The 24,618-nt window shown below is 55.2% G+C and carries 39 protein-coding genes; 5 read left to right on the top strand and 34 right to left on the bottom strand.

Features of this window, described 5'->3' with window-relative positions:
* Positions 1-529: 529 nt before the first annotated feature.
* The 28 genes from rplQ to rpsJ all read right to left on the bottom strand — a co-directional run bounded on the left by rplQ (position 530) and on the right by rpsJ (position 14,154).
* Positions 530-913, bottom strand: a complete 384-nt coding sequence (rplQ, locus tag BN1135_RS05240) for a 50S ribosomal protein L17 (RefSeq protein WP_042019386.1) — start codon at positions 911-913, stop codon at positions 530-532.
* A 43-nt stretch (positions 914-956) separates the two neighbouring features.
* Positions 957-1,946: a DNA-directed RNA polymerase subunit alpha gene (locus BN1135_RS05235; protein WP_042019383.1), complete on the bottom strand. Its 990-nt coding sequence runs from the start codon at positions 1,944-1,946 to the stop codon at positions 957-959.
* Positions 1,947-1,971: 25 nt separating this feature from the next.
* Complete coding sequence (gene rpsD, locus BN1135_RS05230) at positions 1,972-2,592, bottom strand: 30S ribosomal protein S4 (protein ID WP_042019380.1); 621 nt, start codon at positions 2,590-2,592, stop codon at positions 1,972-1,974.
* A 39-nt stretch (positions 2,593-2,631) separates the two neighbouring features.
* Positions 2,632-3,021 (bottom strand): 30S ribosomal protein S11, encoded by a 390-nt coding sequence (rpsK, locus tag BN1135_RS05225; RefSeq protein ID WP_005319702.1) that lies wholly within the window; start codon positions 3,019-3,021, stop codon positions 2,632-2,634.
* Positions 3,022-3,035: 14 nt separating this feature from the next.
* Positions 3,036-3,392: a 30S ribosomal protein S13 gene (rpsM, locus tag BN1135_RS05220; RefSeq protein WP_005307991.1), complete on the bottom strand. Its 357-nt coding sequence runs from the start codon at positions 3,390-3,392 to the stop codon at positions 3,036-3,038.
* A gap of 139 nt (positions 3,393-3,531) precedes the next feature.
* Positions 3,532-3,645 (bottom strand): 50S ribosomal protein L36, encoded by a 114-nt coding sequence (rpmJ, locus tag BN1135_RS21390; RefSeq protein ID WP_005319705.1) that lies wholly within the window; start codon positions 3,643-3,645, stop codon positions 3,532-3,534.
* Positions 3,646-3,672: 27 nt separating this feature from the next.
* A complete protein-coding gene (secY, locus tag BN1135_RS05215; protein WP_042019379.1) occupies positions 3,673-5,001 on the bottom strand; it encodes a preprotein translocase subunit SecY in 1,329 nt (442 codons plus the stop codon).
* A gap of 8 nt (positions 5,002-5,009) precedes the next feature.
* Entirely contained in the window at positions 5,010-5,447 is a 438-nt protein-coding gene (gene rplO / locus BN1135_RS05210; protein WP_042019377.1) for a 50S ribosomal protein L15, read from the bottom strand.
* A gap of 2 nt (positions 5,448-5,449) precedes the next feature.
* Positions 5,450-5,629, bottom strand: a complete 180-nt coding sequence (rpmD, locus tag BN1135_RS05205; RefSeq protein WP_005307985.1) for a 50S ribosomal protein L30 — start codon at positions 5,627-5,629, stop codon at positions 5,450-5,452.
* A 6-nt stretch (positions 5,630-5,635) separates the two neighbouring features.
* The gene (rpsE, locus tag BN1135_RS05200; RefSeq protein WP_005319713.1) at positions 5,636-6,136 is read right to left on the bottom strand and encodes a 30S ribosomal protein S5; all 501 of its coding nucleotides are present in this window, start codon (positions 6,134-6,136) and stop codon (positions 5,636-5,638) included.
* Positions 6,137-6,150: 14 nt separating this feature from the next.
* Entirely contained in the window at positions 6,151-6,504 is a 354-nt protein-coding gene (gene rplR / locus BN1135_RS05195; RefSeq protein ID WP_042019374.1) for a 50S ribosomal protein L18, read from the bottom strand.
* A gap of 9 nt (positions 6,505-6,513) precedes the next feature.
* Positions 6,514-7,047, bottom strand: a complete 534-nt coding sequence (rplF, locus tag BN1135_RS05190; protein ID WP_042019373.1) for a 50S ribosomal protein L6 — start codon at positions 7,045-7,047, stop codon at positions 6,514-6,516.
* Between the two features lie 13 nt (positions 7,048-7,060).
* Complete coding sequence (gene rpsH / locus BN1135_RS05185) at positions 7,061-7,453, bottom strand: 30S ribosomal protein S8 (protein ID WP_042019371.1); 393 nt, start codon at positions 7,451-7,453, stop codon at positions 7,061-7,063.
* A 21-nt stretch (positions 7,454-7,474) separates the two neighbouring features.
* The gene (rpsN, locus tag BN1135_RS05180) at positions 7,475-7,780 is read right to left on the bottom strand and encodes a 30S ribosomal protein S14 (RefSeq protein WP_042010205.1); all 306 of its coding nucleotides are present in this window, start codon (positions 7,778-7,780) and stop codon (positions 7,475-7,477) included.
* 10 nt (positions 7,781-7,790) lie between these two features.
* On the bottom strand, positions 7,791-8,330 hold the full coding sequence (rplE, locus tag BN1135_RS05175) for a 50S ribosomal protein L5 (protein ID WP_005319725.1): 540 nt from the start codon (positions 8,328-8,330) through the stop codon (positions 7,791-7,793).
* Positions 8,331-8,343: 13 nt separating this feature from the next.
* Positions 8,344-8,661 carry a 50S ribosomal protein L24 gene (gene rplX, locus BN1135_RS05170; RefSeq protein WP_042019369.1) on the bottom strand — a complete coding sequence of 106 codons (318 nt, stop codon included), beginning with the start codon at positions 8,659-8,661 and terminating at the stop codon, positions 8,344-8,346.
* A gap of 11 nt (positions 8,662-8,672) precedes the next feature.
* Positions 8,673-9,041 (bottom strand): 50S ribosomal protein L14, encoded by a 369-nt coding sequence (gene rplN, locus BN1135_RS05165; protein ID WP_005890908.1) that lies wholly within the window; start codon positions 9,039-9,041, stop codon positions 8,673-8,675.
* A gap of 148 nt (positions 9,042-9,189) precedes the next feature.
* On the bottom strand, positions 9,190-9,438 hold the full coding sequence (gene rpsQ, locus BN1135_RS05160; RefSeq protein ID WP_042019367.1) for a 30S ribosomal protein S17: 249 nt from the start codon (positions 9,436-9,438) through the stop codon (positions 9,190-9,192).
* Positions 9,438-9,629 carry a 50S ribosomal protein L29 gene (gene rpmC, locus BN1135_RS05155; protein WP_042019365.1) on the bottom strand — a complete coding sequence of 64 codons (192 nt, stop codon included), beginning with the start codon at positions 9,627-9,629 and terminating at the stop codon, positions 9,438-9,440. Before rpmC ends, rpsQ begins: the two co-directional genes overlap by 1 nt.
* Positions 9,629-10,042, bottom strand: coding sequence for a 50S ribosomal protein L16 (gene rplP / locus BN1135_RS05150; protein ID WP_005319737.1), 414 nt, complete (start codon positions 10,040-10,042; stop codon positions 9,629-9,631). Before rplP ends, rpmC begins: the two co-directional genes overlap by 1 nt.
* A gap of 13 nt (positions 10,043-10,055) precedes the next feature.
* Positions 10,056-10,769 carry a 30S ribosomal protein S3 gene (gene rpsC / locus BN1135_RS05145; protein ID WP_042019362.1) on the bottom strand — a complete coding sequence of 238 codons (714 nt, stop codon included), beginning with the start codon at positions 10,767-10,769 and terminating at the stop codon, positions 10,056-10,058.
* A gap of 3 nt (positions 10,770-10,772) precedes the next feature.
* Positions 10,773-11,117, bottom strand: coding sequence for a 50S ribosomal protein L22 (gene rplV, locus BN1135_RS05140; RefSeq protein WP_005890899.1), 345 nt, complete (start codon positions 11,115-11,117; stop codon positions 10,773-10,775).
* 10 nt (positions 11,118-11,127) lie between these two features.
* Positions 11,128-11,406, bottom strand: coding sequence for a 30S ribosomal protein S19 (gene rpsS, locus BN1135_RS05135; RefSeq protein ID WP_005307960.1), 279 nt, complete (start codon positions 11,404-11,406; stop codon positions 11,128-11,130).
* A gap of 22 nt (positions 11,407-11,428) precedes the next feature.
* Entirely contained in the window at positions 11,429-12,250 is an 822-nt protein-coding gene (gene rplB, locus BN1135_RS05130) for a 50S ribosomal protein L2 (RefSeq protein ID WP_033130006.1), read from the bottom strand.
* Positions 12,251-12,265: 15 nt separating this feature from the next.
* Positions 12,266-12,568: a 50S ribosomal protein L23 gene (gene rplW, locus BN1135_RS05125; RefSeq protein ID WP_042019359.1), complete on the bottom strand. Its 303-nt coding sequence runs from the start codon at positions 12,566-12,568 to the stop codon at positions 12,266-12,268.
* Positions 12,565-13,170, bottom strand: coding sequence for a 50S ribosomal protein L4 (gene rplD, locus BN1135_RS05120; RefSeq protein WP_042019358.1), 606 nt, complete (start codon positions 13,168-13,170; stop codon positions 12,565-12,567). Before rplD ends, rplW begins: the two co-directional genes overlap by 4 nt.
* A 17-nt stretch (positions 13,171-13,187) precedes the next feature.
* On the bottom strand, positions 13,188-13,820 hold the full coding sequence (rplC, locus tag BN1135_RS05115; RefSeq protein WP_042019356.1) for a 50S ribosomal protein L3: 633 nt from the start codon (positions 13,818-13,820) through the stop codon (positions 13,188-13,190).
* 22 nt (positions 13,821-13,842) lie between these two features.
* Positions 13,843-14,154, bottom strand: coding sequence for a 30S ribosomal protein S10 (rpsJ, locus tag BN1135_RS05110; protein ID WP_042019353.1), 312 nt, complete (start codon positions 14,152-14,154; stop codon positions 13,843-13,845).
* A 378-nt stretch (positions 14,155-14,532) separates the two neighbouring features.
* Here rpsJ and BN1135_RS05105 point away from each other — a divergent pair, with 378 nt between their 5' ends.
* Positions 14,533-15,459, top strand: coding sequence for a DMT family transporter (locus BN1135_RS05105; RefSeq protein WP_042019352.1), 927 nt, complete (start codon positions 14,533-14,535; stop codon positions 15,457-15,459).
* A 52-nt stretch (positions 15,460-15,511) separates the two neighbouring features.
* Here the strand turns inward: BN1135_RS05105 and envZ are convergent, their stop codons facing one another.
* Together envZ and ompR are read right to left on the bottom strand one after the other, a co-directional pair.
* Positions 15,512-16,822 carry a two-component system sensor histidine kinase EnvZ gene (gene envZ / locus BN1135_RS05100; protein WP_042019350.1) on the bottom strand — a complete coding sequence of 437 codons (1,311 nt, stop codon included), beginning with the start codon at positions 16,820-16,822 and terminating at the stop codon, positions 15,512-15,514.
* On the bottom strand, positions 16,819-17,541 hold the full coding sequence (ompR, locus tag BN1135_RS05095; protein ID WP_042019348.1) for an osmolarity response regulator transcription factor OmpR: 723 nt from the start codon (positions 17,539-17,541) through the stop codon (positions 16,819-16,821). The genes envZ and ompR overlap by 4 nt, the downstream gene beginning before the upstream one ends.
* 247 nt (positions 17,542-17,788) lie before the next feature.
* Here ompR and greB point away from each other — a divergent pair, with 247 nt between their 5' ends.
* Positions 17,789-18,262 carry a transcription elongation factor GreB gene (gene greB, locus BN1135_RS05090; RefSeq protein WP_042019347.1) on the top strand — a complete coding sequence of 158 codons (474 nt, stop codon included), beginning with the start codon at positions 17,789-17,791 and terminating at the stop codon, positions 18,260-18,262.
* Between the two features lie 265 nt (positions 18,263-18,527).
* Complete coding sequence (locus BN1135_RS05085) at positions 18,528-20,840, top strand: Tex family protein (protein ID WP_042019346.1); 2,313 nt, start codon at positions 18,528-18,530, stop codon at positions 20,838-20,840.
* Positions 20,841-20,896: 56 nt separating this feature from the next.
* Here BN1135_RS05085 and BN1135_RS05080 read toward each other — a convergent pair whose 3' ends face one another.
* The 4 genes from BN1135_RS05080 to bioH form a co-directional block, all read right to left on the bottom strand.
* The gene (locus BN1135_RS05080; protein WP_042019345.1) at positions 20,897-21,175 is read right to left on the bottom strand and encodes a hypothetical protein; all 279 of its coding nucleotides are present in this window, start codon (positions 21,173-21,175) and stop codon (positions 20,897-20,899) included.
* Between the two features lie 86 nt (positions 21,176-21,261).
* Positions 21,262-22,032, bottom strand: a complete 771-nt coding sequence (locus tag BN1135_RS05075) for a putative metalloprotease CJM1_0395 family protein (protein ID WP_042019343.1) — start codon at positions 22,030-22,032, stop codon at positions 21,262-21,264.
* A 1-nt stretch (position 22,033) separates the two neighbouring features.
* The gene (locus BN1135_RS05070; protein WP_042019342.1) at positions 22,034-22,267 is read right to left on the bottom strand and encodes a flagellar hook protein FlgE; all 234 of its coding nucleotides are present in this window, start codon (positions 22,265-22,267) and stop codon (positions 22,034-22,036) included.
* 71 nt (positions 22,268-22,338) lie between these two features.
* A complete protein-coding gene (gene bioH / locus BN1135_RS05065) occupies positions 22,339-23,103 on the bottom strand; it encodes a pimeloyl-ACP methyl ester esterase BioH (RefSeq protein WP_042019339.1) in 765 nt (254 codons plus the stop codon).
* A gap of 38 nt (positions 23,104-23,141) precedes the next feature.
* Here bioH and BN1135_RS05060 point away from each other — a divergent pair, with 38 nt between their 5' ends.
* Together BN1135_RS05060 and nfuA are read left to right on the top strand one after the other, a co-directional pair.
* Positions 23,142-23,870, top strand: a complete 729-nt coding sequence (locus tag BN1135_RS05060) for a ComF family protein (RefSeq protein WP_042019336.1) — start codon at positions 23,142-23,144, stop codon at positions 23,868-23,870.
* A gap of 81 nt (positions 23,871-23,951) precedes the next feature.
* Positions 23,952-24,530, top strand: coding sequence for a Fe-S biogenesis protein NfuA (gene nfuA, locus BN1135_RS05055; RefSeq protein WP_042019334.1), 579 nt, complete (start codon positions 23,952-23,954; stop codon positions 24,528-24,530).
* The last annotated feature ends 88 nt before the right edge of the window (positions 24,531-24,618 follow it).

Below are 24,618 nucleotides of genomic sequence, written 5' to 3'. Positions count from 1 at the left end.
CGTAATTGGGACATAGCCTTATTTATCCTCCCGTGCCCAAGCAGATGAAGGCTGTCGCAACCAAGCGAACCACGAGTGTGGAGATTCATCATGCGGCACAGCCTCTGGGTGGGATGCGTGAAGCTGTGCCCCTGGATGAGGGAGGCCTTACCCTGACAGCTTGGCGAAATAGGCGGCCTTTTAAAATTATCTCGCTCATCAATCACGCTGCTCAGCTCAGCCTATAGGCACCGTAGCTCGGCTGGCTGTAGCGTTTGATCCTGGTGTACATACCGAGTCTGGAAACACCGACTATCTCGGCAACCTACGCCACAGGTAATGGCGCCCTGTCACCAGCTTGACAGCGGCCAATTTAAATTTTTCTGTATAACGCTGCGGCTTAATCATCACTTCACCTAAATAGCATCGGTTTAAGGCGCTTGAGCGGTCTAGGAAATCGAGATGATTCATTTAGGGCAGTTGAGGCAGTTGAGGCAGTGTCAAAATCTATTAAAAGAAAAGCCGGGACAAGCCCGGCTTTTTCTTTATATCACTCAGCAGCTGCTTCAGCAGCAGCCGGGCGGTCTACCAGCTCAATATAAGCCATAGGGGCGTTATCGCCTGCACGGAAACCGCATTTCAGAATGCGAGTATAACCGCCGGCGCGCTCCAGGTAGCGCGGGCCCAGTTCATTGAACAGCTTAGCCACGATCGCGTTGTCGCGAGTACGGGCAAATGCCAGGCGACGATTAGCAACGCTATCAGTCTTGGCAAGGGTGATCAGCGGTTCAACTACACGGCGCAGCTCTTTTGCCTTAGGCACAGTCGTCTTGATGATCTCATGACGAACCAGTGAGCTGGCCATGTTGCGGAACATAGCCTGACGATGGCTGCTGTTCCGGTTCAGTTGACGACCACTCAAACGATGGCGCATGACCTTATCCTTCTAACTAAATCTGTGAAACCCGTAATCTGGATTACTCGTCAGCGATGCTGGCGGGCGGCCAATTCTCAAGGCGCATGCCAAGAGACAGACCACGGGAGGCCAACACATCCTTGATCTCAGTCAGGGACTTCTTACCGAGGTTAGGAGTTTTAAGCAACTCAACTTCGGTACGCTGTACCAGATCACCAATATAGTGGATAGCTTCTGCCTTCAGACAGTTCGCAGAACGAACTGTCAGCTCCAAATCATCGACAGGACGCAGCAGAATCGGATCAAACTCGGGTTTCTCTTCTTTCTTCTCGGGCACGCTGACATCGCGCAGATCCACGAAGGCTTCCAGCTGCTCAGCCAAAATAGTGGCAGAGCGACGGATAGCTTCTTCAGGATCCAGAGTACCATTGGTCTCCATGTCGATGACGAGCTTGTCCAAGTCGGTACGCTGTTCCACACGTGCTGCCTCAACATTGTAGGCAATACGAACGATGGGGCTGAACGCAGAGTCCAGCAGCAGGCGACCTATCGGACGCTCTTCATCATCGTTGTGAACACGAGCAGAAGCAGGCACATAACCACGACCGCGCTGAACTTTCAGGCGCATGCTGATGTCAGCATTAGCACCGGTCAGGTGGCAGATTACGTGCTCCGGGTTTACGATCTCGACTTCATCACCGTGAGTGATATCACCAGCGGTAACGGGGCCTGTTCCAGACTTGGTCAGGGACAGAGTTACCTCGTCCTTGCCTTCCAGCTTCACAGCGATACCTTTCAGGTTAAGCAGAATTTCAAGAATGTCTTCCTGCACACCTTCTTTGCTGCTGTACTCATGCAGTACCCCGTCAATTTCGACTTCAGTAACTGCACAACCGGGCATAGATGACAGCAAAATACGACGCAGAGCATTGCCCAGCGTGTGGCCAAAGCCACGCTCAAGTGGCTCAAGAGTCACTTTCGCATGAGTCGGGCTAACTTGCTCGATGTCAACTAGCCGCGGTTTAAGAAAATCTGTTACAGAACCCAGCATTGTGTCCTCTCTTTAGAAGCTAGCTTTACTTAGAGTAAAGCTCGACGATCAGCTGTTCGTTAATGTCGGCAGACAGGTCGGAACGCTCTGGCAGACGCTTGTAAGCACCTTCCATTTTAGCGGCGTCAACCTCTACCCAAGTCGGCTTCTCACGCTGACCAGCAACCTCAAGGGATGCTTTGATACGCGCTTGCTTCTTAGCCTTCTCACGAACGCAGATCACGTCCTCAGGGGAAACCTGGAAAGAAGGAATGTTCACAACGCGACCGTTTACCATGATGGCCTTGTGGCTCACTAGCTGGCGAGATTCAGCACGAGTAGCGCCGAAACCCATACGGTAAACAACGTTGTCCAAACGACCTTCCAGCAGCTGCAACAGGTTTTCACCGGTGTTACCTTTTTGACGGGCAGCATCGCGATAGTAGTTGCGGAACTGTTTTTCCAATACGCCGTAAATACGACGAACTTTTTGCTTTTCGCGCAGCTGAACACCGTAGTCGGACAGACGCGCTTTACGCGCACCGTGCTGACCAGGGGCGGTGTCAATCTTGCACTTAGAGTCAATCGCGCGAACGCCAGACTTCAGGAAGAGGTCTGTACCCTCGCGACGGCTAAGCTTAAGCTTAGGACCGATATATCTTGCCATCTTCTTTCTCCAACAATCCTAGACCAAGTTGCAACAGCGTTATACGCGGCGCTTCTTGGGAGGACGACAACCGTTGTGCGGGATCGGAGTCACATCAGTAATATTAGTGATGCGGAAACCAGCCGCGTTCAGAGCGCGGATGGATGACTCACGACCGGGACCCGGACCTTTGACCATGACTTCCAGGTTCTTCACGCCGTATTCTTTGGCGATCTCACCAGCACGCTCAGCAGCTACCTGGGCAGCAAACGGAGTGGACTTACGGGAACCACGGAAACCTGAACCACCAGAGGTAGCCCATGACAGAGCATTGCCCTGACGGTCAGTAATGGTCACGATTGTGTTGTTGAAAGATGCATGAACGTGCGCAATACCGTCGCTCACTTGCTTTTTAACGCGCTTGCGAGCACGAGTCGGAGTTTTAGCCATTTTCTACCTTCCCGTTACTTCTTGATAGCCTTGCGCGGACCCTTACGGGTACGAGCGTTGGTCTTGGTACGTTGACCACGAACAGGCAGGCTACGACGGTGACGCAAACCACGGTAGCAACCCAGATCCATCAATCGCTTGATGTTCATGGAAATCTGACGACGCAGGTCACCTTCAACGGTGAATTTACCTACTTGTTCACGCAGACTCTCGATCTGAGCTTCGTCCAGGTCTTTAATTTTCACATTCTCAGCGATACCGGCTGCGGCACAGATGGCCTTGGAGCGGGTACGACCGACGCCATAAATCGCAGTCAACGCAATGACTGCATGCTTATGGTCAGGAATGTTAATGCCAGCGATACGGGCCACTATTCACTCCTACATATAGTAGATTACGACCACCACAAAGCCCGTGAGCGGATACGTGGCGGTCAACCAATACACAACAAAAGTTGGCTGGCTATATTAGCCAGCACAACTATTTGTTGCAAGTACTAACCGTAAAAAATTAGCCTTGGCGCTGTTTATGCTTTGGCTCGCTGCAAATCACACGCACCACACCGTGACGCTTGATGATTTTGCAGTTACGGCAGATTGCCTTAACGGAAGCACGAACTTTCATTGCTTAACTCCGTAACTACGCCGACCTTTAGCGGCCGTAGCCCTTCAGGTTGGCCTTCCTCAGAACATCACCATATTGATGAGACATCATATGGGTTTGTACCTGAGCCATGAAGTCCATGATAACTACCACGATAATCAGCAGCGAAGTGCCACCGAAGTAGAACTGTACGTTCCAGGCAGTCATCAAGAACTGGGGTACCAGACAGATAAAGGTTATATAGAGCGCACCTGCCAATGTCAGGCGAGTCATAACCTTATCGATGTAACGTGCTGTCTGCTCGCCCGGGCGGATCCCCGGGATAAAGGCTCCACTCTTCTTCAGGTTATCAGCTGTCTCGCGGGGATTAAACACCAACGCGGTATAGAAGAAGCAGAAGAAGATAATGGCTGCTGCATACAGCATCTCGTAAAGCGGTTGACCAGGCTGCAGGACCATAGAGACCTGCTGCAAGATATCAGCAACTTTACCCTCTCCCTGACCAAACCAAGAGGTAATGGTCCCTGGGAACAGGATGATACTGGATGCGAAAATCGCAGGAATCACACCGGCCATATTTACTTTCAATGGCAGGTGTGTGCTTTGCGCGGCGAATACCTGGCGGCCTTGTTGACGCTTTGCATAGTTAACGACGATACGACGCTGACCACGCTCCACGAACACCACAAAGTAAGTCACTGCGAAAACAATCAAGCCTAGCAACAACAACAGCAGGATGTGTAATTCCCCTTGACGTGCCTGTTCGGCCGTAGCGCCAATGGCATGCGGCAGACCAGCAACGATACCCGTGAAAATAATCAACGAGATACCATTACCAATCCCACGCTCGGTAATCTGTTCACCCAACCACATCAAAAACATGGTACCGGTGACCAGACTTACAACGGCTGTGAAGTAGAAACCAAGACCCGGGTGAGACACGAGCCCTTGCATCATATTCGGCAGACCTGTTGCAATACCAATGGCCTGGAAAGTTCCCAAAACCAGCGTGCCCCAACGAGTATATTGGTTAATCTTGCGACGGCCGGATTCACCTTCTTTCTTGAGTTCAGCAAGAGCGGGGTGAACCACTGTCAGCAGCTGGATGATGATCGACGCCGAAATATACGGCATGATCCCCAGCGCAAGAATAGAAGCACGCGATAGTGCACCACCACTGAACATGTTAAACATCTCAATGATGGTGCCCTTCTGTTGTTGGAACAACTCGGCCAGTACGGCGGCGTCAATACCAGGAATCGGCACATAAGAGCCTGCACGGAAAACGATAATCGCCCCGAGAACGAAGAGCAGACGGCTCTTCAATTCACTCAGACCACCCTGTGCTTTAACATCCAATCCTGGTTTCTTAGCCATTGTACTGATTATTCCTCGATTTTACCGCCAGCGGCCTCGATGGCTGCACGTGCACCTTTAGTGACGGACACACCACGAACGGTCACAGCACGGTCAATGTTGCCAGACAGAACAACTTTAGCGAAAACGATGTTCTTAGTAACAACACCGGCTTGCTTCAGAGTGCTCAGATCGACCACATCACCTTCTACCATGGCGATTTCGTTCAGACGCACTTCAGCTGAAATCAGCGATTTGCGAGAGAAGAAACCGAACTTTGGCAGACGGATTTTCAAAGGCATCTGACCACCTTCGAAACCGTTGCGGACTTTACCGCCACCGGAACGAGAGGTTTGGCCTTTAACACCACGACCACCAGTCTTGCCTAAGCCGGAGCCGATACCACGACCACGACGTTGTTTTTCAGGCTTGGAACCAGCGGCCGGAGACAGAGTGTTCAGACGCATGCTTAGCCCTCCACCTTAACCATGTAATAAACCTGGTTGATCATACCGCGTACGCAAGGAGTATCTTCCAGCTCAACGGTGTGACCAATGCGACGCAGACCCAGACCACGCAGAGTCGCCTTGTGCTTTGGCAGACGGCCGATAGAGCTGCGAGTTTGAGTTACTTTTACAGTGTTAGCCATGTCGCATTACCCCAGAATTTCTTCAACGCGCAGACCACGCTTGGCAGCGATCTGGGCCGGGGATTGACCCTGTACCAGAGCGTCTACAGTTGCGCGAACAACGTTGATTGGGTTGGTGGAACCGTAGGTCTTGGCCAGCACGTTGTGGATACCAGCAACTTCCAGAACAGCACGCATGGCGCCGCCTGCAATGATACCAGTACCTTGTGAGGCCGGCTTCATGAACACGGAAGAACCTGAGTGAACACCACGCACCGGGTGGTGCAGAGTGCCATTGTTCAGCTCAACCTTGCTCAGGTTACGCTTAGCCTGTTCCATTGCTTTTTGAATAGCAGCTGGAACTTCACGGGCTTTACCGTAACCGTAACCTACACGGCCGTTACCATCACCCACCACGGTCAACGCGGTGAAGGACATGATACGACCACCTTTAACAGTTTTCGAAACACGGTTGACTGCAATCAGCTTTTCTTGCAGTTCGCCGGCTTGAGATTCGACTTTAGCCATCTTCGACTCCTAGCTTAGAACTGAAGACCAGCGTCACGTGCAGCAGTTGCCAGAGCGGCAATGCGACCATGATACTTGAAACCGGAACGATCGAAAGATACGTTCTGAACGCCTTTGGCAATAGCACGCTCAGCGATTGCTTTACCCACTGCGGTAGCTGCATCAGCATTACCGGAGTGTTTGAGCCCTTCACTGATGGCTTTCTCTACTGTGGAAGCAGAGGCCAGAACTTCGGAACCGTTGGCTGCGATTACCTGCGCGTAGATATGACGCGGGGTACGGTGAACAACCAGACGGGTAGCTCCCAGTTCCTGCATCTTCTTCCGAGCACGAGTAGCACGACGGAGACGAGCTGCTTTCTTGTCCATAGTGTTACCTTACTTCTTCTTAGCTTCTTTAGTACGCACTTGCTCATTGGCATAGCGTACACCCTTGCCCTTGTAGGGCTCCGGAGCGCGGTAAGAACGGATATCGGCGGCGACTTGGCCAACCATCTGCTTGTCGACACCACGCAGAACGATTTCTGTGGCAGTCGGACACTCAGCGGTCACACCAGCCGGCAGCGCATGCTCTACCGGGTGAGAGAAGCCCAGAGCCAGCGCTACAGCATTGCCCTTGATGGAGGCTTTGTAACCTACACCAACCAGCTGCAGCTTGCGCTCGAAGCCTTGGGTAACACCGATTACCATGTTGTTGACCAATGCACGTGCAGTACCGGCCTGAGCGTCAGCACCAGCGATGCTGTCGCGCGGGGCGAACTTCAGTACATTGTCTTCTTTGGTCACTTCTACACCGGCGTGAATAGAGCGAACCAGAGAACCTTTACCACCTTTGATGGTCAGTTCCTGGCCGTTCAGAGTCACCTCTACGCCAGCAGGAATAGTGACGGGTGCCTTAGCAACACGAGACATTTCCTACCTCCTATTAAGCGACGTAGCAGATGATCTCACCGCCCATGCTTGCTTTGCGAGCAGCACGGTCAGTCATCACACCTTTAGACGTGGACACGATAGCAACACCGAGACCGCCCATAACTTTCGGCAGATCAGTAGTGCGCTTGTAAATACGCAGGCCGGGACGGCTCACGCGTTGGATCAGTTCTACAACTGGCTTGCCCTGGAAATATTTCAGTTCAATTTCCAGTTCCGGCTTCACATCACCAGCTACGGAGTAGCCAGCAATGTAACCTTCTTCTTTCAGCACGTTGGCAATCGCCACTTTCAGCTTGGAAGAAGGCATGGAAACCGCAACTTTGCTCGCCGCCTGACCGTTACGGATGCGGGTCAGCATGTCCGCGATCGGATCTTGCATGCTCATAAGTCTAACTCCCGAGATTCGTTACCAAGAAGCCTTCTTCAGGCCCGGAATTTCGCCCTTCATGGCATGCTCACGCACCTTGATGCGAGACAAACCAAACTTGCGCAGGAAACCGTGCGGACGACCAGTAATATTGCAACGGTTACGCTGGCGGGACGGACTGGAATCACGGGGCAGCTGTTGCAGTTGCAGTACAGCATCCCAACGCGCTTCTTCAGAAGCGTTCATATCAACGATGATAGCTTTCAGCTCGGTACGCTTGGTGGCGTACTTGGCTACCAGCTTCGCACGCTTTGCTTCGCGCGCTTTCATGGATGTTTTAGCCATAACCCTAACCTTACTTGCGGAATGGGAAGTTAAAGGCAGCCAGCAGAGCACGGCCTTCTTCATCGGTATTCGCGGAAGTGGTGATGGTGATATCCAGACCACGGACGCGATCGACTTTGTCATAGTCGATTTCCGGGAAGATGATTTGCTCACGCACGCCCATGGAGTAGTTACCACGACCGTCGAACGCTTTAGCGTTCAGGCCACGGAAGTCACGGATACGCGGTACGGAGATGCAAATCAGCCGTTCCAGGAACTCCCACATACGCTCGCCACGCAGGGTTACTTTACAACCTATCGGGTAGCCTTCACGAATCTTGAAGCCCGCAACAGATTTGCGAGCTTTGGTGATCAGCGGCTTCTGACCGGAAATGGCAGCCATATCGGCAGCAGCATTTTCCAGCAACTTCTTGTCAGAGATCGCTTCACCAACACCCATGTTCAGGGTGATTTTCTCGATCCGAGGGACTTGCATGATAGTCTTGTAACCGAACTGTTTGGCCAGTTCATTTACTACATCTGATTTGTAGTAATCATGCAGTTTCGCCATCGTTAAACTCCAATTACTTCACAAGTTCGCCGGTGGATTTGAAGAAGCGAACTTTTTTGCCGTCTTCAATCCGGAAACCAACGCGGTCAGCTTTGCCAGTGGCAGAGTTGAACAGCGCTACGTTTGATACATCGATCGGGGCTTCTTTGGTGATGATACCGCCAGCCTGACCCAATGCGGGTACCGGCTTCTGGTGCTTCTTCACCTGGTTGATGCCTTCGACGAATACCTTACCTTTTGCAATCAGGACTTGAGTGACTTTGCCACGCTTGCCCTTGTCTTTGCCGGTAAGTACGATCACTTCGTCTTCGCGACGGATTTTAGCTGCCATCGTTCGACTCCTTACAGTACTTCGGGTGCCAGGGACACAATCTTCATGAACTTCTCATTACGCAGTTCACGGGTCACCGGGCCAAAAATACGAGTACCGATTGGCTGTTGGTTGCCGTTAAGCAAAACAGCCGCATTGTTGTCGAAACGGATGACTGAGCCGTCCGGACGACGAACGCCTTTACGGGTGCGTACGACCACCGCGTTATATACATCACCTTTCTTCACTTTACCGCGAGGAATGGCTTCCTTGATGGAAACTTTGATGATGTCGCCGATGCCGGCGTAACGGCGGTGCGAGCCACCCAGAACCTTAATACACATTACACTGCGAGCGCCGGAGTTGTCGGCTACGCCCAGCATACTTTGCATCTGGATCATTTTAGTGCTCCGCTTTGTTTACTTCTTATCCCTTTCGGGATCTGGCTGCCCTCAAAAGGCGCGAAACTATAACACAGCTTTTTCAGAAAAGGTAGCCTAAAAAACAAACGGCCCCGCAATGGGGGCCGTTTGAAGTACAAAGTACCGATTAGGCCTTTTCTAAGATACCAACCAGGGTCCAGGACTTGGTCTTGGACAGCGGACGGCACTCGCGGATTTCCACGAGATCGCCAGCTTTACACTCGTTGTTCTCATCGTGCACGTGCAGCTTGGTAGTACGCTTGATGATCTTACCGTAGATCGGGTGCTTTACCTTGCGCTCGATAGCAACAGTGATGGATTTCTCCATCTTGTCGCTGATTACACGACCTTGCAGAGTACGGATTTTGTCAGTCATTACGCACCTGCCTTCTCAGTCAGTACAGTCTTGATACGTGCGGCGTCACGACGCACTTGTTTCAGAGTGTGAGTCTGAGCCAGTTGGCCGGTGGATGCTTGCATGCGCATGTTGAATTGCTCACGCAGCAGGCCCAGCAGCTCCTGGTTCAGTTCTTCGACGCTCTTTTGACGCAGATCTTGAGCTTTCATCACATCACCGTCTTAATTACGAAAGTGGTCTGAACGGACAGCTTAGCAGCAGCCAAGGCAAACGCTTCACGCGCCAGAGCCTCAGGTACACCATCCATCTCGTACAGAACCTTGCCAGGCTGGATCGGGCAAACCCAGTATTCCACGTTACCCTTACCTTTACCCATACGAACTTCGAGGGGCTTTTCGGTGATGGGCTTGTCCGGGAACACACGGATCCAGATCTTACCTTGACGCTTAACGTGACGGGTCATGGCACGACGGGCTGCTTCGATTTGACGAGCAGTCAGTTGACCACGGGATGTCGCCTTCAGGCCAAAGGTACCGAAGGATACTTCGTTACCAGTGTTGGCCAGACCGCGGTTACGACCCTTATGGGTCTTGCGGAATTTGGTACGCTTAGGTTGCAACATTTACCGAATCTCCTTACTTAGCAGCGCGGCGCTTGTTGTCACGCTTGGGCTTTGCAGGAGCTTGCTCTTGAGCAGCAGCGGCAGCAACAGCAGCCAGACCGCCCAGAACTTCACCCTTGAAGATCCAAACTTTAACGCCGATCACACCGTAAGTGGTGTGGGCTTCAGAAGTTGCGTAGTCGATGTCGGCACGCAGGGTGTGCAAAGGCACACGACCTTCACGGTACCATTCGGTACGCGCGATTTCAGCGCCGCCCAGACGACCGGAAACTTCCACTTTGATGCCCTTGGCACCTAGGCGCATTGCGTTCTGTACGGCGCGCTTCATAGCACGACGGAACATTACGCGACGTTCCAGCTGGGAAGTAATGCTGTCAGCAACAAGTTTGCTGTCCAGCTCCGGCTTGCGGACTTCGGAAATGTTGATCTGAGCAGGCACGCCAGCAATAACGGCTACAGCTTTGCGCAGTTTCTCAACGTCTTCGCCTTTCTTACCAATCACGATGCCCGGACGAGCGGTGTGAATAGTCACACGGATGCTCTTGGCCGGACGCTCGATGGTGATCTTGGACAAGGACGCGTTTTTCAGTTCCTTGGTCAGGAACTGGCGCACTTGAAAATCGCTGAACAAGTTGTCAGCGAAATCTTTGGTGTTCGCGAACCAGGTAGAATTCCAAGGCTTGGTAATACCCAGGCGAATGCCATTAGGATGTACTTTCTGACCCATTGCTTATCTCCCAGCCTTAGCGTCGGATACCACTACAGTGATGTGAGCGGTACGCTTGAGGATACGATCCGCACGACCTTTGGCACGCGGACGGATGCGCTTCATGGAGGGACCTTCGTCGACCATGATAGTAGCAACACGCAGCGCGTCGATATCGGCGCCTTCGTTGTGCTCAGCGTTTGCAATGGCAGATTCCAGCACTTTCTTAACCAGCACTGCAGCCTTTTTCGGGCTGAAGGTCAGGAGAGTCAGAGCCTTGTCTACAGACAGACCACGTACTTGATCGGCTACCAGACGAGCTTTCTGGGCAGAAGTACGGGCATAACGGTGTTTAGCGATAGCTTCCATCATTTATCCCTTAGCGCTTCTTAGCCTTCTTATCAGCAGCATGGCCGCGATAAGTACGAGTCGGTGCGAATTCACCCAGTTTGTGACCGATCATTTCTTCGGTAACAAAAACCGGAACGTGCTGACGACCATTATGGACAGCGATGGTCAAACCGATCATGTTCGGGATGATCATTGAACGACGGGACCAGGTTTTAACCGGCTTTTTATCCCCGCTTTCCACCGCTTTCTCTACCTTCTTCAGCAAGTGCAGGTCAATAAATGGACCCTTCTTGAGAGAACGTGGCATGGTGATTCCTCTATGTTAACAATTACTTGTTACGACGACGTACGATGTACTTGTCGGTACGCTTGTTCTTACGGGTCTTGAAGCCTTTAGCCTTCTGGCCCCATGGGGACACAGGCTGCATGCCTTTGTTACGACCCTCACCACCACCGTGCGGGTGGTCGACCGGGTTCATCGCCATACCGCGAACGGTCGGACGAATACCACGCCAGCGGTTGGCACCGGCTTTACCCAGTTGACGCAACATGTGCTCGGAGTTACCGACTTCACCGATGGTGGCGCGGCACTCGGCCAGAACTTTACGTACTTCGCCGGAACGCAGACGCAGAGTTACATAGTTACCATCACGAGCCAGGATCTGGATGAAAGTACCAGCGGAACGAGCCAGCTGTGCACCTTTACCAGGCTTCATCTCAACTGCGTGAACAGTAGAACCAACCGGGATGTTGCGCATCGGCAGGGTGTTACCTACCTTGATGGCAGCATCAGCACCAGATGCGATCGCGTCACCAGCTTTCAGGCCTTTCGGAGCCAGGATGTAACGACGCTCACCGTCTGCATACAACACCAGAGCGATGTTAGCGGTACGGTTAGGATCGTATTCCAGGCGCTCTACTTTAGCCGGGATACCGTCTTTGTCGCGCTTGAAGTCGACCAGACGGTAGTGCTGCTTGTGACCACCACCGATATGACGGGTAGTGATACGGCCGTTGTTGTTACGACCACCGGACTTGCTTTTGCTGTCCAGCAGAGCGGCGAAGGGCTTGCCCTTGTACAGCTCTTGATTGACGATCTTGACGACGTGACGGCGGCCCGGAGAGGTAGGCTTGCACTTAACGATTGCCATTTTTGAGAACTCCTCTTACTCGGCTGCGCCCATGAAGTCGATGTCCTGACCAGCTTTCAGGGTCACATAAGCCTTTTTCCAATCGGAACGACGGCCTACGCGTGCACCTGCGCGCTTGGTTTTACCCTTCATGTTCAGGGTACGGACGGTCTCAACTTCAACCTCGAACAGTTTCGCAACTGCTGCTTTGACTTCCGCTTTGGTAGCATCAACAGCAATTTTGAACACGATAGTGTTCTGCTTTTCTGCGACCATAGTGCTCTTTTCAGAGATATGCGGAGCCTTCAGAACTTTCAACAGACGCTCTTCGCGGATCATGCCAGCATCTCCTCGATTTGCTTAACTGCATCAGCAGTCATCAGAACCTTGTCGAAAGCGATCAGGCTGACCGGGTCGATACCGGCAACATCACGCACGTCAACTTTGTACAGGTTGCGAGCAGCCAGGAACAGGTTCTCATCGACTTCAGCTGTCACGATCAGAACGTCTTTCAGTTCCATCTCTTTCAGCTTGGCGATCAGTTCTTTGGTCTTAGGCGCATCGATACCGAATTTCTCGACAACGATCAGGCGCTCTTGACGTACCAGCTCGGACAGGATGCTACGGATAGCGCCGCGGTACATCTTCTTGTTTACTTTCTGGCTGTGATCTTGCGGCTTAGCTGCAAAAGTCACACCACCGGAACGCCAAATGGGCGAACGGATGGAGCCAGCACGGGCACGACCAGTACCCTTCTGACGCCACGGCTTTTTGCCGCCACCAGACACTTCAGAGCGAGTCAGCTGCGCACGAGTACCCTGACGGGCACCTGCGGCATATGCAACGACGACCTGGTGAACCAGAGCTTCGTTGAATTCGCGCCCGAAGGTAGTCTCGGAAACTTCAAGAGCGCTCTTGGCGTCTTTCATTACCAATTCCATTACTATCTCCTCAGACGTTACGCTTTGACGGCAGGTTTAACGATCACGTTGCCGTTGGTTGCACCCGGTACTGCACCTTTGATGAGCAGCAGGTTACGTTCAGCGTCAACACGAACCAGTTCCAGGTTCTGAGTAGTTACACGCTCAGCACCCATGTGACCAGCCATCTTTTTGCCCTTGAATACACGGCCCGGAGTCTGGTTCTGACCGATAGAACCCGGAGCGCGGTGAGACAAGGAGTTACCGTGGGTCATATCCTGGGTGCGGAAGTTGTGGCGCTTAACGCAACCAGCAAAACCTTTACCCTTGGATGTGCCAGTAACGTCTACCAGCTTAACGTCAGCGAGAAGATCTACTTTCAGCTCGTTACCAACAGTGAAAGTTTCACCGTTGTTCAAGCGGAATTCCCACAGGCCGCGACCGGCTTCTACGCCAGCTTTGGCGAAGTGGCCAGCTTCAGGCTTGGTTACACGGCTGGCTTTTTTGGCGCCAGTGGTAACCTGAATAGCGTTGTAGCCGTCGGTTTCTACAGATTTGACCTGAGTTACACGGTTAGCTTCAACTTCGATAACAGTCACCGGGATAGAAACGCCATCTTCAGTGAAGATGCGAGTCATACCCACTTTGCGACCTACAAGACCGATTGTCATTGTTATCAACCTCTTTCCGTAATTAACCCAGGCTGATCTGGACGTCTACACCAGCTGCCAGATCCAGACGCATCAGAGCATCTACGGTCTTGTCAGTCGGCTCAACGATGTCTACCAGACGCTTGTGAGTGCGGATCTCATACTGATCACGCGCGTCTTTGTTGACGTGCGGGGAAGTCAGAATGGTGAAGCGCTCTTTGCGAGTCGGCAGCGGGATAGGACCGCGAACCTGCGCGCCAGTGCGCTTTGCAGTTTCAACGATTTCCGCTGTAGATTGATCAATCAGGCGATGATCAAAAGCCTTCAGGCGAATACGGATTCTTTGGTTCTGCATTGACAGAGCTCCAATAGATAAAAGAACATAAACCAGCACCGCCCGACCGAGATTGCTCCCGCCAGAGGTGTGATTTTTCACGTTTCCTCCCATATCGGGAGGACTGTATGGCTGGCTCTCGTAAACGAGGAGCTCAGCAGCAGACATATCGTCTGGCTTACCTCATGGGTAAGCGGGGGAGAGTATACGGATTTTTCAAATTTACGCAAGGGAGCGCGCACATATTGTGCACAATTTTATGTGGCAGATGGATCTCTGTCAGGCGGCCTGCCATTACCTTCGCAGCGAGCTAATCCCATCAAGGAATGTCCAGCGTCACGACAAGCTCATCGCCAGACTGATAGACTGCGACTTTCTTCCGTTTATGACATAACAACGATGATCAAAGATCAAAAGAAAGCCTACCAGTACGCGCTCTGCGCGGTGGCCCTGTGGTCAACGGTGGCCACCGCCTTCAAAATTTCCCTCGCCTATTTTGCGCCGGTGCAGCTGCTACTGGTTGCTGCGCTGACCTCTACCCTGCTGCTGGGGGGGATCGTGCTCAAGCAGGGTAAACTGCCGCTGCTGTGCAGTTATCTGCGCAGCCGCCCGTTTTATTATCTGATGCTGGGGGTGATGAACCCCTTCCTCTATTACCTGCTGCTGTTCAAAGCTTATGATCTGCTGCCTGCCCAGCAGGCGCAGACCCTTAGCTACACCTGGGCCATCACCCTCACCCTGCTATCGGTGCCGTTCCTCGGCCAGACCCTGCGCCGCCGCGATGGCGTTGCCATCGTGCTGGGTTATTTTGGCGCGTTGGTGATCGCCACCAAGGGTGACGTCTTCGGCCTGCATTTTGACAATCCATTGGGGGTGGCGCTGGTGTTGCTCTCGACCCTCATCTGGGCCAGCTACTGGATCCTCAACACCCGCAATCAGGGAGACCCCATCGTCAGCCTACTGCTCGGTTTCATTATTAGCCTCCCCTTTATCGTGCTCGCCACCTGGCTACTGGCTGACTTCCAGCTGACCGCCTGGCAAGGATGGGTGGGGGCCATTTATGTCGGGGTCATCGAGATGGGATTTGGCTTTGTGCTTTGGCTGATGGCGATGCGCCATGCCACCAACACAGCCCCTATCAGCAACCTTATCTTCATTTCACCATTCGCCTCACTGGTACTGCTGAACCTGCTGGTTGGCGAGGCAATCGATCCCGCCACCCCAATCGGGCTGGGGTTGATTGTGGCGGCACTGCTGATCCAGCAGCTGAGATATGGCAAGCGCTATCGCAAGGCGGCCGCCACCACTCCGAAGAAAGTGCTCTGATAAAAAGTGGTCTGAAAATGTAGAAGGGCGTATCCACCGATACGCCCTTCTTTCAATCCATCCACTCCTGCGGCTGATTTTTCGGCAACCGTATATCTACCAGCAAGCCCCCAAGTTCAGCATTGCCCAACCTGATGGTGCCGTGGTGCTGAGCGACTATCTTGGCCACGATGGCCAATCCCAGACCACTGCCTCCTTCGGTGCGCGCCACATTCCCCTGAGTGAAAGGTTTGAGCACTCTGGAATAGTCCTGCTCCGGAATACCGGGACCATCATCGGACAATCGCAAACGAACCCAATGTCCATCATCTTTCAACTCGGCATGTAAACTGCTCGCCCCATAGCGCAGTGAGTTGCTGGCAAGATTACTCAATACCCGTCGCATACTGACCGGATTGCAGGCAACCAGCACAGCGTCTTGCGGCAACATCAAGTCAACCTCCAGTCCCTGCTCTGAGTGGATCAACAGGGTATCGTGGATCAACTGAGTCAGGTCGATCGGTACCAAATCCTGCCCTTCATCCGGACGGATGTAGTCGATGAACTGATCGATGATGGCGTTGGACTCATCGATATCGGAGTTGATGCTCTCTTTGAGGTACTCATCACCGGACGACATCATCTCGATCGCTAACCGAATGCGGGTCAGCGGCGTACGCAAATCGTGAGACACCCCCGCCATCATCAGGTTTCGCTCTTCAATCAGACTCTTGATGGAGTGCGACATATGGTTGAAGGTTCGGGTCAGGCGACGCACCTCCCGCGACCCCAGTTCTCCCAGTGCATCCGGGAAATGCCCTTTGGCCACAGCCACCGCACCCGCCTCAAGATCCTCAAGCGGGCGCACCAGTTGCCGGGCGAAACGCCAGGCTGCAAACAGGGTGATCACCAGCAACACGCTCAGATAGATAATGAGGGGTTCGATATCGTCATCTTCAATCTCGGTCAGCGGGATCCGCACCCAAATTTTGCTGGCCTGGGGCGGCTGGATCCAGATGATGTAGTGATCCTGGATCTCGACCCGCACCTTGGCGTCGCCCCCCAGTTCACGGCTGATATTCTCCTCCAGATAGGGGTAAGGCTTTGCATTGCTGAATCCATGCTGGATTGCCTCGCTCTGGGTATAGATGTCGGTACCGGTCGTCACATAGACCAGCGCCTCGGCATCTTCACTCAACGCCAGCTGCTCACTGTTGAGCGGCAAGATCAGCTTGACCTGATTGGCCAGCAGATGACTGATCTGTTTGACTGTCGGGGCCAGTAGATAATTGTAAAACGTGACGTAGGAGACGGCCTGATAGACCACCAGCACGGCGGCCAGAAACCAGAGCATGCGCGAGAACATGCTGCCGATTTTCTTCATGTTCTGTCACCGTCCGGGACAAACACGTAGCCCAAACCCCAGACGGTCTGCAAATAACGAGGCTGGGTTGGATCTTGTTCCAGCAAGCGGCGCAAGCGGGATACTTGCACATCAATACTGCGCTCGGTGGCGGTGTATTCGCGACCACGGGCCAGATTCATCAGCTTGTCGCGGGAGAGCGGCTCGCGCGGATGGCTGACCAGCACCTTGAGCACCGCAAATTCACCGCTGGTGAGCGCCATCGGCTCGCCATCCCGGCTCAGCTCGCGGGTAGCCAGATTGAGCTGGAAGGCGCCGAAGTTCACCACCTTCTCTGCTGCAGAGGGGGCCCCCGGCAGCTCGACGGTATGGCGACGCAACACGGCACGGATCCGCGCCAGCAGTTCGCGGGGATTGAACGGCTTGGGCAGATAGTCATCGGCCCCCATCTCAAGCCCGACGATGCGATCCACTTCATCCCCCTTGGCGGTGAGCATCAGCACCGGGATCTGGTTGCCAGCCTCCCGCAGACGGCGGCAGATGGAGAGCCCATCCTCCCCCGGCAACATCAGGTCGAGTACCATCAAACTGAAGTTTTCTCGGGTCAGCAAGCGGTCAGCCTGTTCGCCATTGGCCACTCCGCGCACCACGAAGCCCTGCTCGGTGAGATAGCGCTCCAACAGGGAACGTAATTTCAGGTCATCGTCCACCACCAGGACCTTGTATTGCTGCTGACTCATTGCTTTGCCTCTTGAATTCTTTCGCTGCCCCCAATACTAGGGGGGGATATAGCCGGAGCAAAGCATAAATATGTTACCGGTTATTACCCATCCCGATAGCGTGACGGGTATCAAGTCACCCCCTTGTCAGCCCACCCCAAGATGGAGCCAGCCAAGCCCCCACGATTTACCTCGACAGCAAGAGTGCAAAAGCTAATATTCTCGGGCAGTTAGCACCCCTTCCCCCTTTGACCAGGTCACAGATCCCATGAAGACAAAGCTGATCACCCGCGAAGGCTACAACAAGCTCAAAGATGAGCTCGATTTTCTGTGGCGCCAGGAGCGCCCCGAGGTCACCAAGAAGGTGGCATGGGCCGCCAGCCTGGGGGATCGCAGCGAAAATGCCGACTACCAGTACAACAAGAAGCGGCTGCGGGAGATCGACCGGCGGGTACGCTATCTGCGCAAGTGCCTCGAAGAGCTGGGGATCGTCGACTATGCCCCTGCCCAGGAGGGCAAGGTGTTCTTCGGTGCCTGGGTCGAGGTGGAGAACGAAGAAGGTGAGACCAAGCGCTTTCGCATCGTCGGCTATGACGAGATCTTCGAGCGCAAGGATTACATCTCCATCGACTCCCCCATGGCCCGCGCCCTGCTCAAGAAAGAGGTCGGTGATGAGGCCGTGGTGCCTACGCCAGTTGGTGACGCCTGCTGGTATATCAACGAGATCAGCTACCCCAAATAAGGCACCTTCACGCCACCGCACACTCCCCAGCTGGCGGGCGACCTACAAGCCGAGCCGCCGATTCGGGATGGAAACAGCACCCTCTGTCGGGACTGGCATCCCGCAGCCCGACCCCATATAGTGCTCACACTCGGCGCCTTGTGGCGCCAACCGGCACGCGCGGCAGTGGCCTGGTGGTACCTTGAGTTCCGCCAGGACAGACCCCCTGTATGGCGATATCGCCCCGCGCCAATCCGTTGACCAGGACCCGACCAAGAGATCTTCGATGCAAAGCCACGTAATAGAACATCAGATTGCCGGTGAGCTCAATGCTCGCCCGGAACAGGTGCAGGCTGCAGTGCGCCTGCTGGATGAAGGCTCGACCGTGCCCTTTATCGCCCGTTACCGTAAAGAGGTGACCGGGGGTCTGGACGACAGCCAGCTGCGTACTCTGGAGAGCCGCCTCGGCTATCTGCGTGAGCTGGAAGATCGCCGCAAGGTGATCATTCGCTCCATCGAGGAGCAGGGCAAGCTGACCCCCGAGCTGGCCCGCGAATTGAACGGTGCCGACAGCAAGACTCGGCTGGAAGATCTCTACCTCCCCTACAAACCCAAGCGCCGCACCAAGGGGCAAATGGCCATTGAGGCCGGGCTGGAGCCGCTGGCCAACCGGCTGTTCACCGACCCGATGCAGGATCCCGAGCAGGCTGCCGTTGGCTTCATCAATGCCGAACAGGGGATTAGCGACAGCAAGGCCGCCCTCGATGGCGCCCGCTACATCCTGATGGAGCGCTTCGCCGAGCAGGCCGATCTGCTGGAAAAGCTGCGCGACTACCTGTGGCAACACGCCACCCTGCGGGCCCGCGTGGTGACCGGCAAGGAGCAGGAAGGGGCCAAATTCAAAGACTACTTCGAACATGACGAACCGCTGCACAAGGCGCCCTCTCACCGGGTGCTGGCCATGCTGCGCGGACGTAACGAGGGGCTCCTCAATCTGGCACTGGTGACGGGCGAGGAGACAAGCGCCAGCCCCTGCGAAGGGATCATCGCCCACCACCTCAAGCTCAATCTACAAAACCGCCCGGCCGACAAGTGGCTGCAAGGGGTGGTTAGCTGGACATGGAAGATCAAGCTCTCCCTGCAGATGGAGACCGAACTGGTCGGCCGCATCCGCGAATCGGCAGAGGACGAGGCAATCAAGGTGTTTGCCATGAACCTCAAGGATCTGCTGATGGCCGCCCCGGCCGGTATGCGCTGCACCATGGGGCTGGACCCCGGCATCCGCACCGGAGTCAAGGTGGCGGTGGTGGATGCCACCGGCAAGCTGGTCGATCACGCCACCATCTATCCGTTCGAACCGAAACGCCAGATTGATCAGAGCCTCAAAACCCTGAGCGAGCTGTGCCAGAAACACAAGGTCGAGCTAATCAGCATCGGCAACGGCACCGCCTCGCGGGAGACCGACCGACTGGTCAGCGATCTGTTCGAACGCTACCCCGCCGCCAAGGCGCAGAAGATAGTGGTGAGCGAAGCGGGGGCCTCGGTCTACTCCGCCTCGGAACTTGCCTCTCAGGAGTTCCCGGATCTCGACGTGTCGATCCGCGGTGCCGTCTCCATCGCCCGCCGCCTGCAGGACCCGCTGGCCGAGCTGGTCAAAATCGACCCCAAGAGTATCGGGGTGGGCCAGTATCAGCACGACGTCGGCCAGAGCCAGCTGGCCCGCCGACTGGATGCGGTGGTCGAAGATTGCGTAAACGCGGTCGGGGTCGATGTGAATACCGCCTCGGTCGCCCTGCTCAACCGGGTTTCCGGCCTCTCCCAGACCCTGGCCCAGAACATCGTTGCCTATCGGGATGAACACGGCGCCTTCAAGAGTCGTCAACAGTTACTGAAAGTGAGCCGGCTCGGCCCCAAGGCATTCGAACAGTGCGCTGGCTTTATGCGGATCCGCGACGGCAGCAACCCCCTCGACAGCTCGGCGGTCCACCCGGAGTCCTATCCGGTGGTGGAGCGGATCCTCGCCAAGCTGGCACAAACCGTGGACAGCCTGCTCGGCAATAGCGGTCTGTTGCGCAGTCTCAAGCCTGCCGACTACACCGACGCGCAGTTCGGCATACCCACAGTGACCGATATCATCGGCGAGCTGGACAAGCCGGGCCGCGATCCTCGCCCCGAGTTCAAAACCGCTACCTTCAAGGAAGGGGTGGAGAAGATCAGCGACCTGGTGCCCGAAATGGTGCTGGAAGGGGTGGTCACCAACGTCACCAACTTCGGCGCCTTCGTCGATATCGGTGTCCATCAGGATGGGCTGGTGCACATCTCATCCCTGACCGACCGTTTCATCAAGGATCCCCGCGAGGTGGTCAAGGCGGGCGACATTGTGCGGGTCAAGGTGCTGGAGGTGGATGCCCCGCGCAAGCGGATCAGCCTCACCATGCGCCTCGACGAAAAAGCGGGGCAACCCGCCCGCAAACCGGCGCAATTGCGCACGTCGGATGCCTCCAACAACAGACCCAAGCCTGAGTCGCGCCCAAGCTCACCCGTCGGCGGCGCCATGGGCAACGCCTTCGCCGCAGCTCTCTCCAAGACCAGGAAATAACTCCCCCAGCAATGAAAAAGCCCCGAAAGGGGCTTTTTTAGCAGCAAAGATCCGGCTCATTGAGCAAGGGCAGCAAGAATGCTCTCGGGCTCGCCATGCTGTGACAACACTCCCCGCAGCCGATTGAATGCCTTGCAGGCCTCCTGCGGATACTTGCCATAAGAGACGACACCGGTGTGGCTCCAACCAGCCGCCAGCATCACTTTTTTCTTGAAATGGGTTCCTTCGGTTCCCCCTCCTCCAAGCTGCATCAGAAATTGTTCCATCTGCAGGTGAGGTGGCGGCACACGGGAGAAGGTGGTGAAATCTTCCGCTTTGACTTCATCGAAATGCATGACAGCTCCTGTGAAATAGTGATGGGCCTGATCTTCAGGTTAGTTGTAAAACACTTACCACTCGATGAAAGTTTGGCGAGACAGACTCAGATATGCAGGCTGAGGGACTTGGTAGCGGCCGGACTGACGGCCTGTTGATAGTGGCCCGCGATGACGCTGTTGCGCTTGTCCATATAGGCACTCAACACGCCACCCGATTTCGCGCTCTGCTCGGCCATCAACTCTTTGCGCGCCTTGGCTTCACTCGCGGCGGCATTGCGCGCGACCGACAGGTCTTGAGCAGAGGGCTCGGCCGGCGCCAGCGCCGCAGAGCGGATCTGCTGCATCTTGGCGATGGTAGCGGCGGGGTCGCCGGGCACAGCGCTGGTATCGATCTGAACTTCACCGCCCGTCGCGTAACGCTTGCCATCCGGGCCTTGAGTAAACTGGTAGGTTGGAGAGCTGGCATGCTCGCCACCCGCGGACTGGTGAGCCTGCTCGTGAGTGCGTACCTCCTTGTCCCGATCAACCAGATCCTGAACCTGCTGCTCTTGCCGCTGTTGCTGTTCCTGCTGTTTGGGATCTTGCTGCTTGCGCTGCCCCTCTTCACCGGTCGCTTCGACAAAACGGGAATCCAGAGGGTTTTGAACCGCAGGCTGGTTGCCATCACGGCTACCTTGGGTCGCCGGATTACTGTTGGCCGCCTGACTGGCTTTGGATTTCTCTTTCTGGGAGCCGACTTCAGATTCGGCACTGGATGCTTGACCCGAACGGGCCTGCGGGATCAGCTCTGCCCGGCGATTATCCGTCCTGGCCGCTTCCACCTGGGGTTGCAGCTGCGTAGGGATGAGGGGGGGCAGACTGACATTGATGTTCATCTCACACCCGGATGTCGATCAGGGTTCCCATCACATCGCTGGCGGTCTGCACTACCTTGGCGGAAGCGCCAGCCTGCTGTTCGGCCACCTTGAGATTGACGAGCTCATCGGTCACTTGCACCTGATCCCCGCTGGGGGTGTTGAGGCGGGCGATCTGATTGGATGCCTTGTCGGCAATCTGCTCTGCTCGCTGAAATCCCTGTACCCCACTGTTGAAGGCTGAATCAATACGCATGATGTTACTCCTCTGGTCACAGCTTAATTATCCGCCAGACCAGAGGATTTATGAAGCCTGCAGGCTATTTTTTAGCCAACAAAATCTCTAACGATTTCAATGAATTTGTCAGGGTGGGAAATAAAGGGTGCGTGTGAGGCTTTGTTAAGCGTCACGCTGTGGCTGGCAGGGTAGAGATTGTCCAGCAGGGGAATGGCCGCCTTGGGTACCAATGAATCCAGTCGGCCATAGATCCGCAACCAGGGCAGATCCAGCTCCCGCAGCGGTTCGCGCAGGTCAATGTTGGCCAACAATGTCAGTCCGGCCTCGAGCGCGGCAAACTGGGGCGCCGGGCGCTCGGCCAGCCAGTGGCGCAACTGGCGGATATCGTCCCGGGCATGTTCGCTGCCCATCGCCTGGATCGCCAGAAAACGCTCTATGGTCTGGCGAAAATCCCCCGCCAGCATCTGGTTGAAGCCGGTCAGCACCTTGGGGGCAATCCCCGGCCACTCGTCGCGAGCCATGAAACAGGGGGAGCTGGCCACGGTGATCAGGGAGTGCAGCCGCTCGGGATGGATCAATGCCAACTGGCTTGCCACCAGACCGCCGAGCGACCAGCCAAGCAGATGGCACTTATCCGGCAAGATGGCGGCCACCTGCTCGGCAAGCCAGGGCAGGCTGTAATCCACCTCGCCTGCCAGCGGACTGTTGCCAAAGCCGGGCAAGTCCACCAGATGAACCCTGTAGTGGGCCGCCAACTGTTGGGCAATCCCATGCCACACCGCGCCGTTCATGCCCCATCCGTGCAACAGCACCAAATCGGGCCCCAGGCCAAACTGCTCTACCGATATGCTCATCTAGACTCAAGATCCCTGTTCATGCTCTTGGGGTCAGCATGTTAAAGCGACTGCTCGCTAAAGCAAGTCCACTGCTCGGCAGCCACGACGACTGGCAAGGTAGCTGCCTGCTCTGCCATCAGCCTTGCGACAACGAGCCCCTGCTCTGCAGCTGGTGTCGGCAGTCACTGCACCAGTCCCAGCCCAAATGCCGCCTCTGCGCCGCACCGCTGGCTGACCATATAAAAGAGAGCATACCGGTCTGCGGCCGCTGCCAGCGCAGGCCTCCCCCTTGGGAGCGGTTGCAAGTGATCGGCGACTACCAGGCCCCCTACCCCATGCTGATCCCACGGCTCAAATATTCTGGCCAGATCCTGCTGGCGCCATTGCTTGCCCGCCTGCTGGCCGATCATCTGGATAGCAGCGATCCCCCTGAGGCGATCGTTCCTGTTCCGCTGCACTGGTGGCGAAAATGGCGACGGGGTTTCAATCAAGCGGAGGAGATCGCGCAAACCCTTGGCGAGCTCACCGGCATCCCCTGTGACAACACCCTGTTGCAGCGTATCAAGGCGACCCCGCAGCAAACAACTCTCAGCGCGGGGCAGCGGCGGCGCAATCTGCGCGGGGCATTCAGTATCCATCCTCACCAGTACCGCCACATCGCGCTGCTCGATGATGTGGTGACCACAGGTGCCACCGCTGGCCAGCTTACCCGCGTGCTCCATGAGAGCGGTATCACAAAGGTAGAAGTGTGGGCAATCTGTCGTACCCTCCGGCACAGCAAGTAGCCATCGCCATGGCTACCCAAGCATTAATAACCGCGTTATCATGAATACCCTAGTCGTACACTCAGGTTTATGAGGATAGTGATGATCAGCATTTCCGACGCCGCCCAGGCCCATTTCCGTAAACTTCTGGAAAAACAGCCTGATGGCACCAACATCCGGGTGTTTGTGGTCAATCCGGGAACCCAGAATGCCGAGTGTGGCGTATCTTATTGCCCACCCGATGCAATGGATCCGGAAGATCAAACCCTGCCCTTCAGCGGTTTCGACTGCATGGTCGATACCTTGAGCGCCCCCTATTTGATCGATGCCACCATCGACTTCGTCACCGATCAGATGGGATCCCAGCTGACCCTGAAAGCCCCCAATGCCAAGATGCGCAAAGTGGCCGATGATGCACCACTGATCGAGCGTATCGAGTATGTGCTGATGTCCGAGGTCAACCCCATGTTGGCCGGTCACGGTGGCAAGGTCACCCTGGTCGAACTGACCGATGACAAACTGGCTATTCTGCAATTTGGCGGCGGCTGCAACGGTTGCTCCATGGTCGATTACACCCTCAAAGAAGGGATCGAGAAGCAGCTGCTGGAGAAGTTCCCGGGCGAGCTCAACGGCGTAAAAGACGCGACCGAGCATCAACGCGGCGACCACTCCTACTATTGATCAGCCCCGTTTGCGCGGCCCCACCATCCTGAGGCTGATGCCAACGCGCATATAAGCAACGTCTGTTTGCATTAAAAAATCCGGCACC

Origin of the sequence: Aeromonas sobria, assembly GCF_000820145.1 — a bacterium.
In the GTDB taxonomy this organism is placed as follows: domain Bacteria; phylum Pseudomonadota; class Gammaproteobacteria; order Enterobacterales; family Aeromonadaceae; genus Aeromonas; species Aeromonas sobria.
Note: the sequence above shows the minus strand (reverse complement) of the source record. Positions and strands in the feature narration are given on the sequence as shown.

What these genes read in the sequence shown, in the direction of transcription:
- rplQ (WP_042019386.1), bottom strand. Translation starts at nt 913, where the DNA reads ATGCGCCATCGTTTGAGTGGTCGTCAACTGAACCGGAACAGCAGCCAT.
- BN1135_RS05235 (WP_042019383.1), bottom strand. Translation starts at nt 1,946, where the DNA reads ATGCTGGGTTCTGTAACAGATTTTCTTAAACCGCGGCTAGTTGACATC.
- rpsD (WP_042019380.1), bottom strand. Translation starts at nt 2,592, where the DNA reads ATGGCAAGATATATCGGTCCTAAGCTTAAGCTTAGCCGTCGCGAGGGT.
- rpsK (WP_005319702.1), bottom strand. Translation starts at nt 3,021, where the DNA reads ATGGCTAAAACTCCGACTCGTGCTCGCAAGCGCGTTAAAAAGCAAGTG.
- rpmJ (WP_005319705.1), bottom strand. Translation starts at nt 3,645, where the DNA reads ATGAAAGTTCGTGCTTCCGTTAAGGCAATCTGCCGTAACTGCAAAATC.
- secY (WP_042019379.1), bottom strand. Translation starts at nt 5,001, where the DNA reads ATGGCTAAGAAACCAGGATTGGATGTTAAAGCACAGGGTGGTCTGAGT.
- rplO (WP_042019377.1), bottom strand. Translation starts at nt 5,447, where the DNA reads ATGCGTCTGAACACTCTGTCTCCGGCCGCTGGTTCCAAGCCTGAAAAA.
- rpmD (WP_005307985.1), bottom strand. Translation starts at nt 5,629, where the DNA reads ATGGCTAACACTGTAAAAGTAACTCAAACTCGCAGCTCTATCGGCCGT.
- rpsE (WP_005319713.1), bottom strand. Translation starts at nt 6,136, where the DNA reads ATGGCTAAAGTCGAATCTCAAGCCGGCGAACTGCAAGAAAAGCTGATT.
- rplR (WP_042019374.1), bottom strand. Translation starts at nt 6,504, where the DNA reads ATGGACAAGAAAGCAGCTCGTCTCCGTCGTGCTACTCGTGCTCGGAAG.
- rplF (WP_042019373.1), bottom strand. Translation starts at nt 7,047, where the DNA reads ATGTCTCGTGTTGCTAAGGCACCCGTCACTATTCCTGCTGGCGTAGAG.
- rpsH (WP_042019371.1), bottom strand. Translation starts at nt 7,453, where the DNA reads ATGAGCATGCAAGATCCGATCGCGGACATGCTGACCCGCATCCGTAAC.
- rpsN (WP_042010205.1), bottom strand. Translation starts at nt 7,780, where the DNA reads ATGGCTAAAACATCCATGAAAGCGCGCGAAGCAAAGCGTGCGAAGCTG.
- rplE (WP_005319725.1), bottom strand. Translation starts at nt 8,330, where the DNA reads ATGGCGAAACTGCATGATTACTACAAATCAGATGTAGTAAATGAACTG.
- rplX (WP_042019369.1), bottom strand. Translation starts at nt 8,661, where the DNA reads ATGGCAGCTAAAATCCGTCGCGAAGACGAAGTGATCGTACTTACCGGC.
- rplN (WP_005890908.1), bottom strand. Translation starts at nt 9,041, where the DNA reads ATGATCCAGATGCAAAGTATGCTGGGCGTAGCCGACAACTCCGGCGCT.
- rpsQ (WP_042019367.1), bottom strand. Translation starts at nt 9,438, where the DNA reads ATGACTGACAAAATCCGTACTCTGCAAGGTCGTGTAATCAGCGACAAG.
- rpmC (WP_042019365.1), bottom strand. Translation starts at nt 9,629, where the DNA reads ATGAAAGCTCAAGATCTGCGTCAAAAGAGCGTCGAAGAACTGAACCAG.
- rplP (WP_005319737.1), bottom strand. Translation starts at nt 10,042, where the DNA reads ATGTTGCAACCTAAGCGTACCAAATTCCGCAAGACCCATAAGGGTCGT.
- rpsC (WP_042019362.1), bottom strand. Translation starts at nt 10,769, where the DNA reads ATGGGTCAGAAAGTACATCCTAATGGCATTCGCCTGGGTATTACCAAG.
- rplV (WP_005890899.1), bottom strand. Translation starts at nt 11,117, where the DNA reads ATGGAAGCTATCGCTAAACACCGTTATGCCCGTACTTCTGCCCAGAAA.
- rpsS (WP_005307960.1), bottom strand. Translation starts at nt 11,406, where the DNA reads ATGCCACGTTCTCTCAAGAAGGGTCCATTTATTGACCTGCACTTGCTG.
- rplB (WP_033130006.1), bottom strand. Translation starts at nt 12,250, where the DNA reads ATGGCAATCGTTAAGTGCAAGCCTACCTCTCCGGGCCGCCGTCACGTC.
- rplW (WP_042019359.1), bottom strand. Translation starts at nt 12,568, where the DNA reads ATGATCCGCGAAGAGCGTCTGTTGAAAGTTCTGAAGGCTCCGCATATC.
- rplD (WP_042019358.1), bottom strand. Translation starts at nt 13,170, where the DNA reads ATGGAATTGGTAATGAAAGACGCCAAGAGCGCTCTTGAAGTTTCCGAG.
- rplC (WP_042019356.1), bottom strand. Translation starts at nt 13,820, where the DNA reads ATGACAATCGGTCTTGTAGGTCGCAAAGTGGGTATGACTCGCATCTTC.
- rpsJ (WP_042019353.1), bottom strand. Translation starts at nt 14,154, where the DNA reads ATGCAGAACCAAAGAATCCGTATTCGCCTGAAGGCTTTTGATCATCGC.
- BN1135_RS05105 (WP_042019352.1), top strand. Translation starts at nt 14,533, where the DNA reads ATGATCAAAGATCAAAAGAAAGCCTACCAGTACGCGCTCTGCGCGGTG.
- envZ (WP_042019350.1), bottom strand. Translation starts at nt 16,822, where the DNA reads ATGAAGAAAATCGGCAGCATGTTCTCGCGCATGCTCTGGTTTCTGGCC.
- ompR (WP_042019348.1), bottom strand. Translation starts at nt 17,541, where the DNA reads ATGAGTCAGCAGCAATACAAGGTCCTGGTGGTGGACGATGACCTGAAA.
- greB (WP_042019347.1), top strand. Translation starts at nt 17,789, where the DNA reads ATGAAGACAAAGCTGATCACCCGCGAAGGCTACAACAAGCTCAAAGAT.
- BN1135_RS05085 (WP_042019346.1), top strand. Translation starts at nt 18,528, where the DNA reads ATGCAAAGCCACGTAATAGAACATCAGATTGCCGGTGAGCTCAATGCT.
- BN1135_RS05080 (WP_042019345.1), bottom strand. Translation starts at nt 21,175, where the DNA reads ATGCATTTCGATGAAGTCAAAGCGGAAGATTTCACCACCTTCTCCCGT.
- BN1135_RS05075 (WP_042019343.1), bottom strand. Translation starts at nt 22,032, where the DNA reads ATGAACATCAATGTCAGTCTGCCCCCCCTCATCCCTACGCAGCTGCAA.
- BN1135_RS05070 (WP_042019342.1), bottom strand. Translation starts at nt 22,267, where the DNA reads ATGCGTATTGATTCAGCCTTCAACAGTGGGGTACAGGGATTTCAGCGA.
- bioH (WP_042019339.1), bottom strand. Translation starts at nt 23,103, where the DNA reads ATGAGCATATCGGTAGAGCAGTTTGGCCTGGGGCCCGATTTGGTGCTG.
- BN1135_RS05060 (WP_042019336.1), top strand. Translation starts at nt 23,142, where the DNA reads ATGTTAAAGCGACTGCTCGCTAAAGCAAGTCCACTGCTCGGCAGCCAC.
- nfuA (WP_042019334.1), top strand. Translation starts at nt 23,952, where the DNA reads ATGATCAGCATTTCCGACGCCGCCCAGGCCCATTTCCGTAAACTTCTG.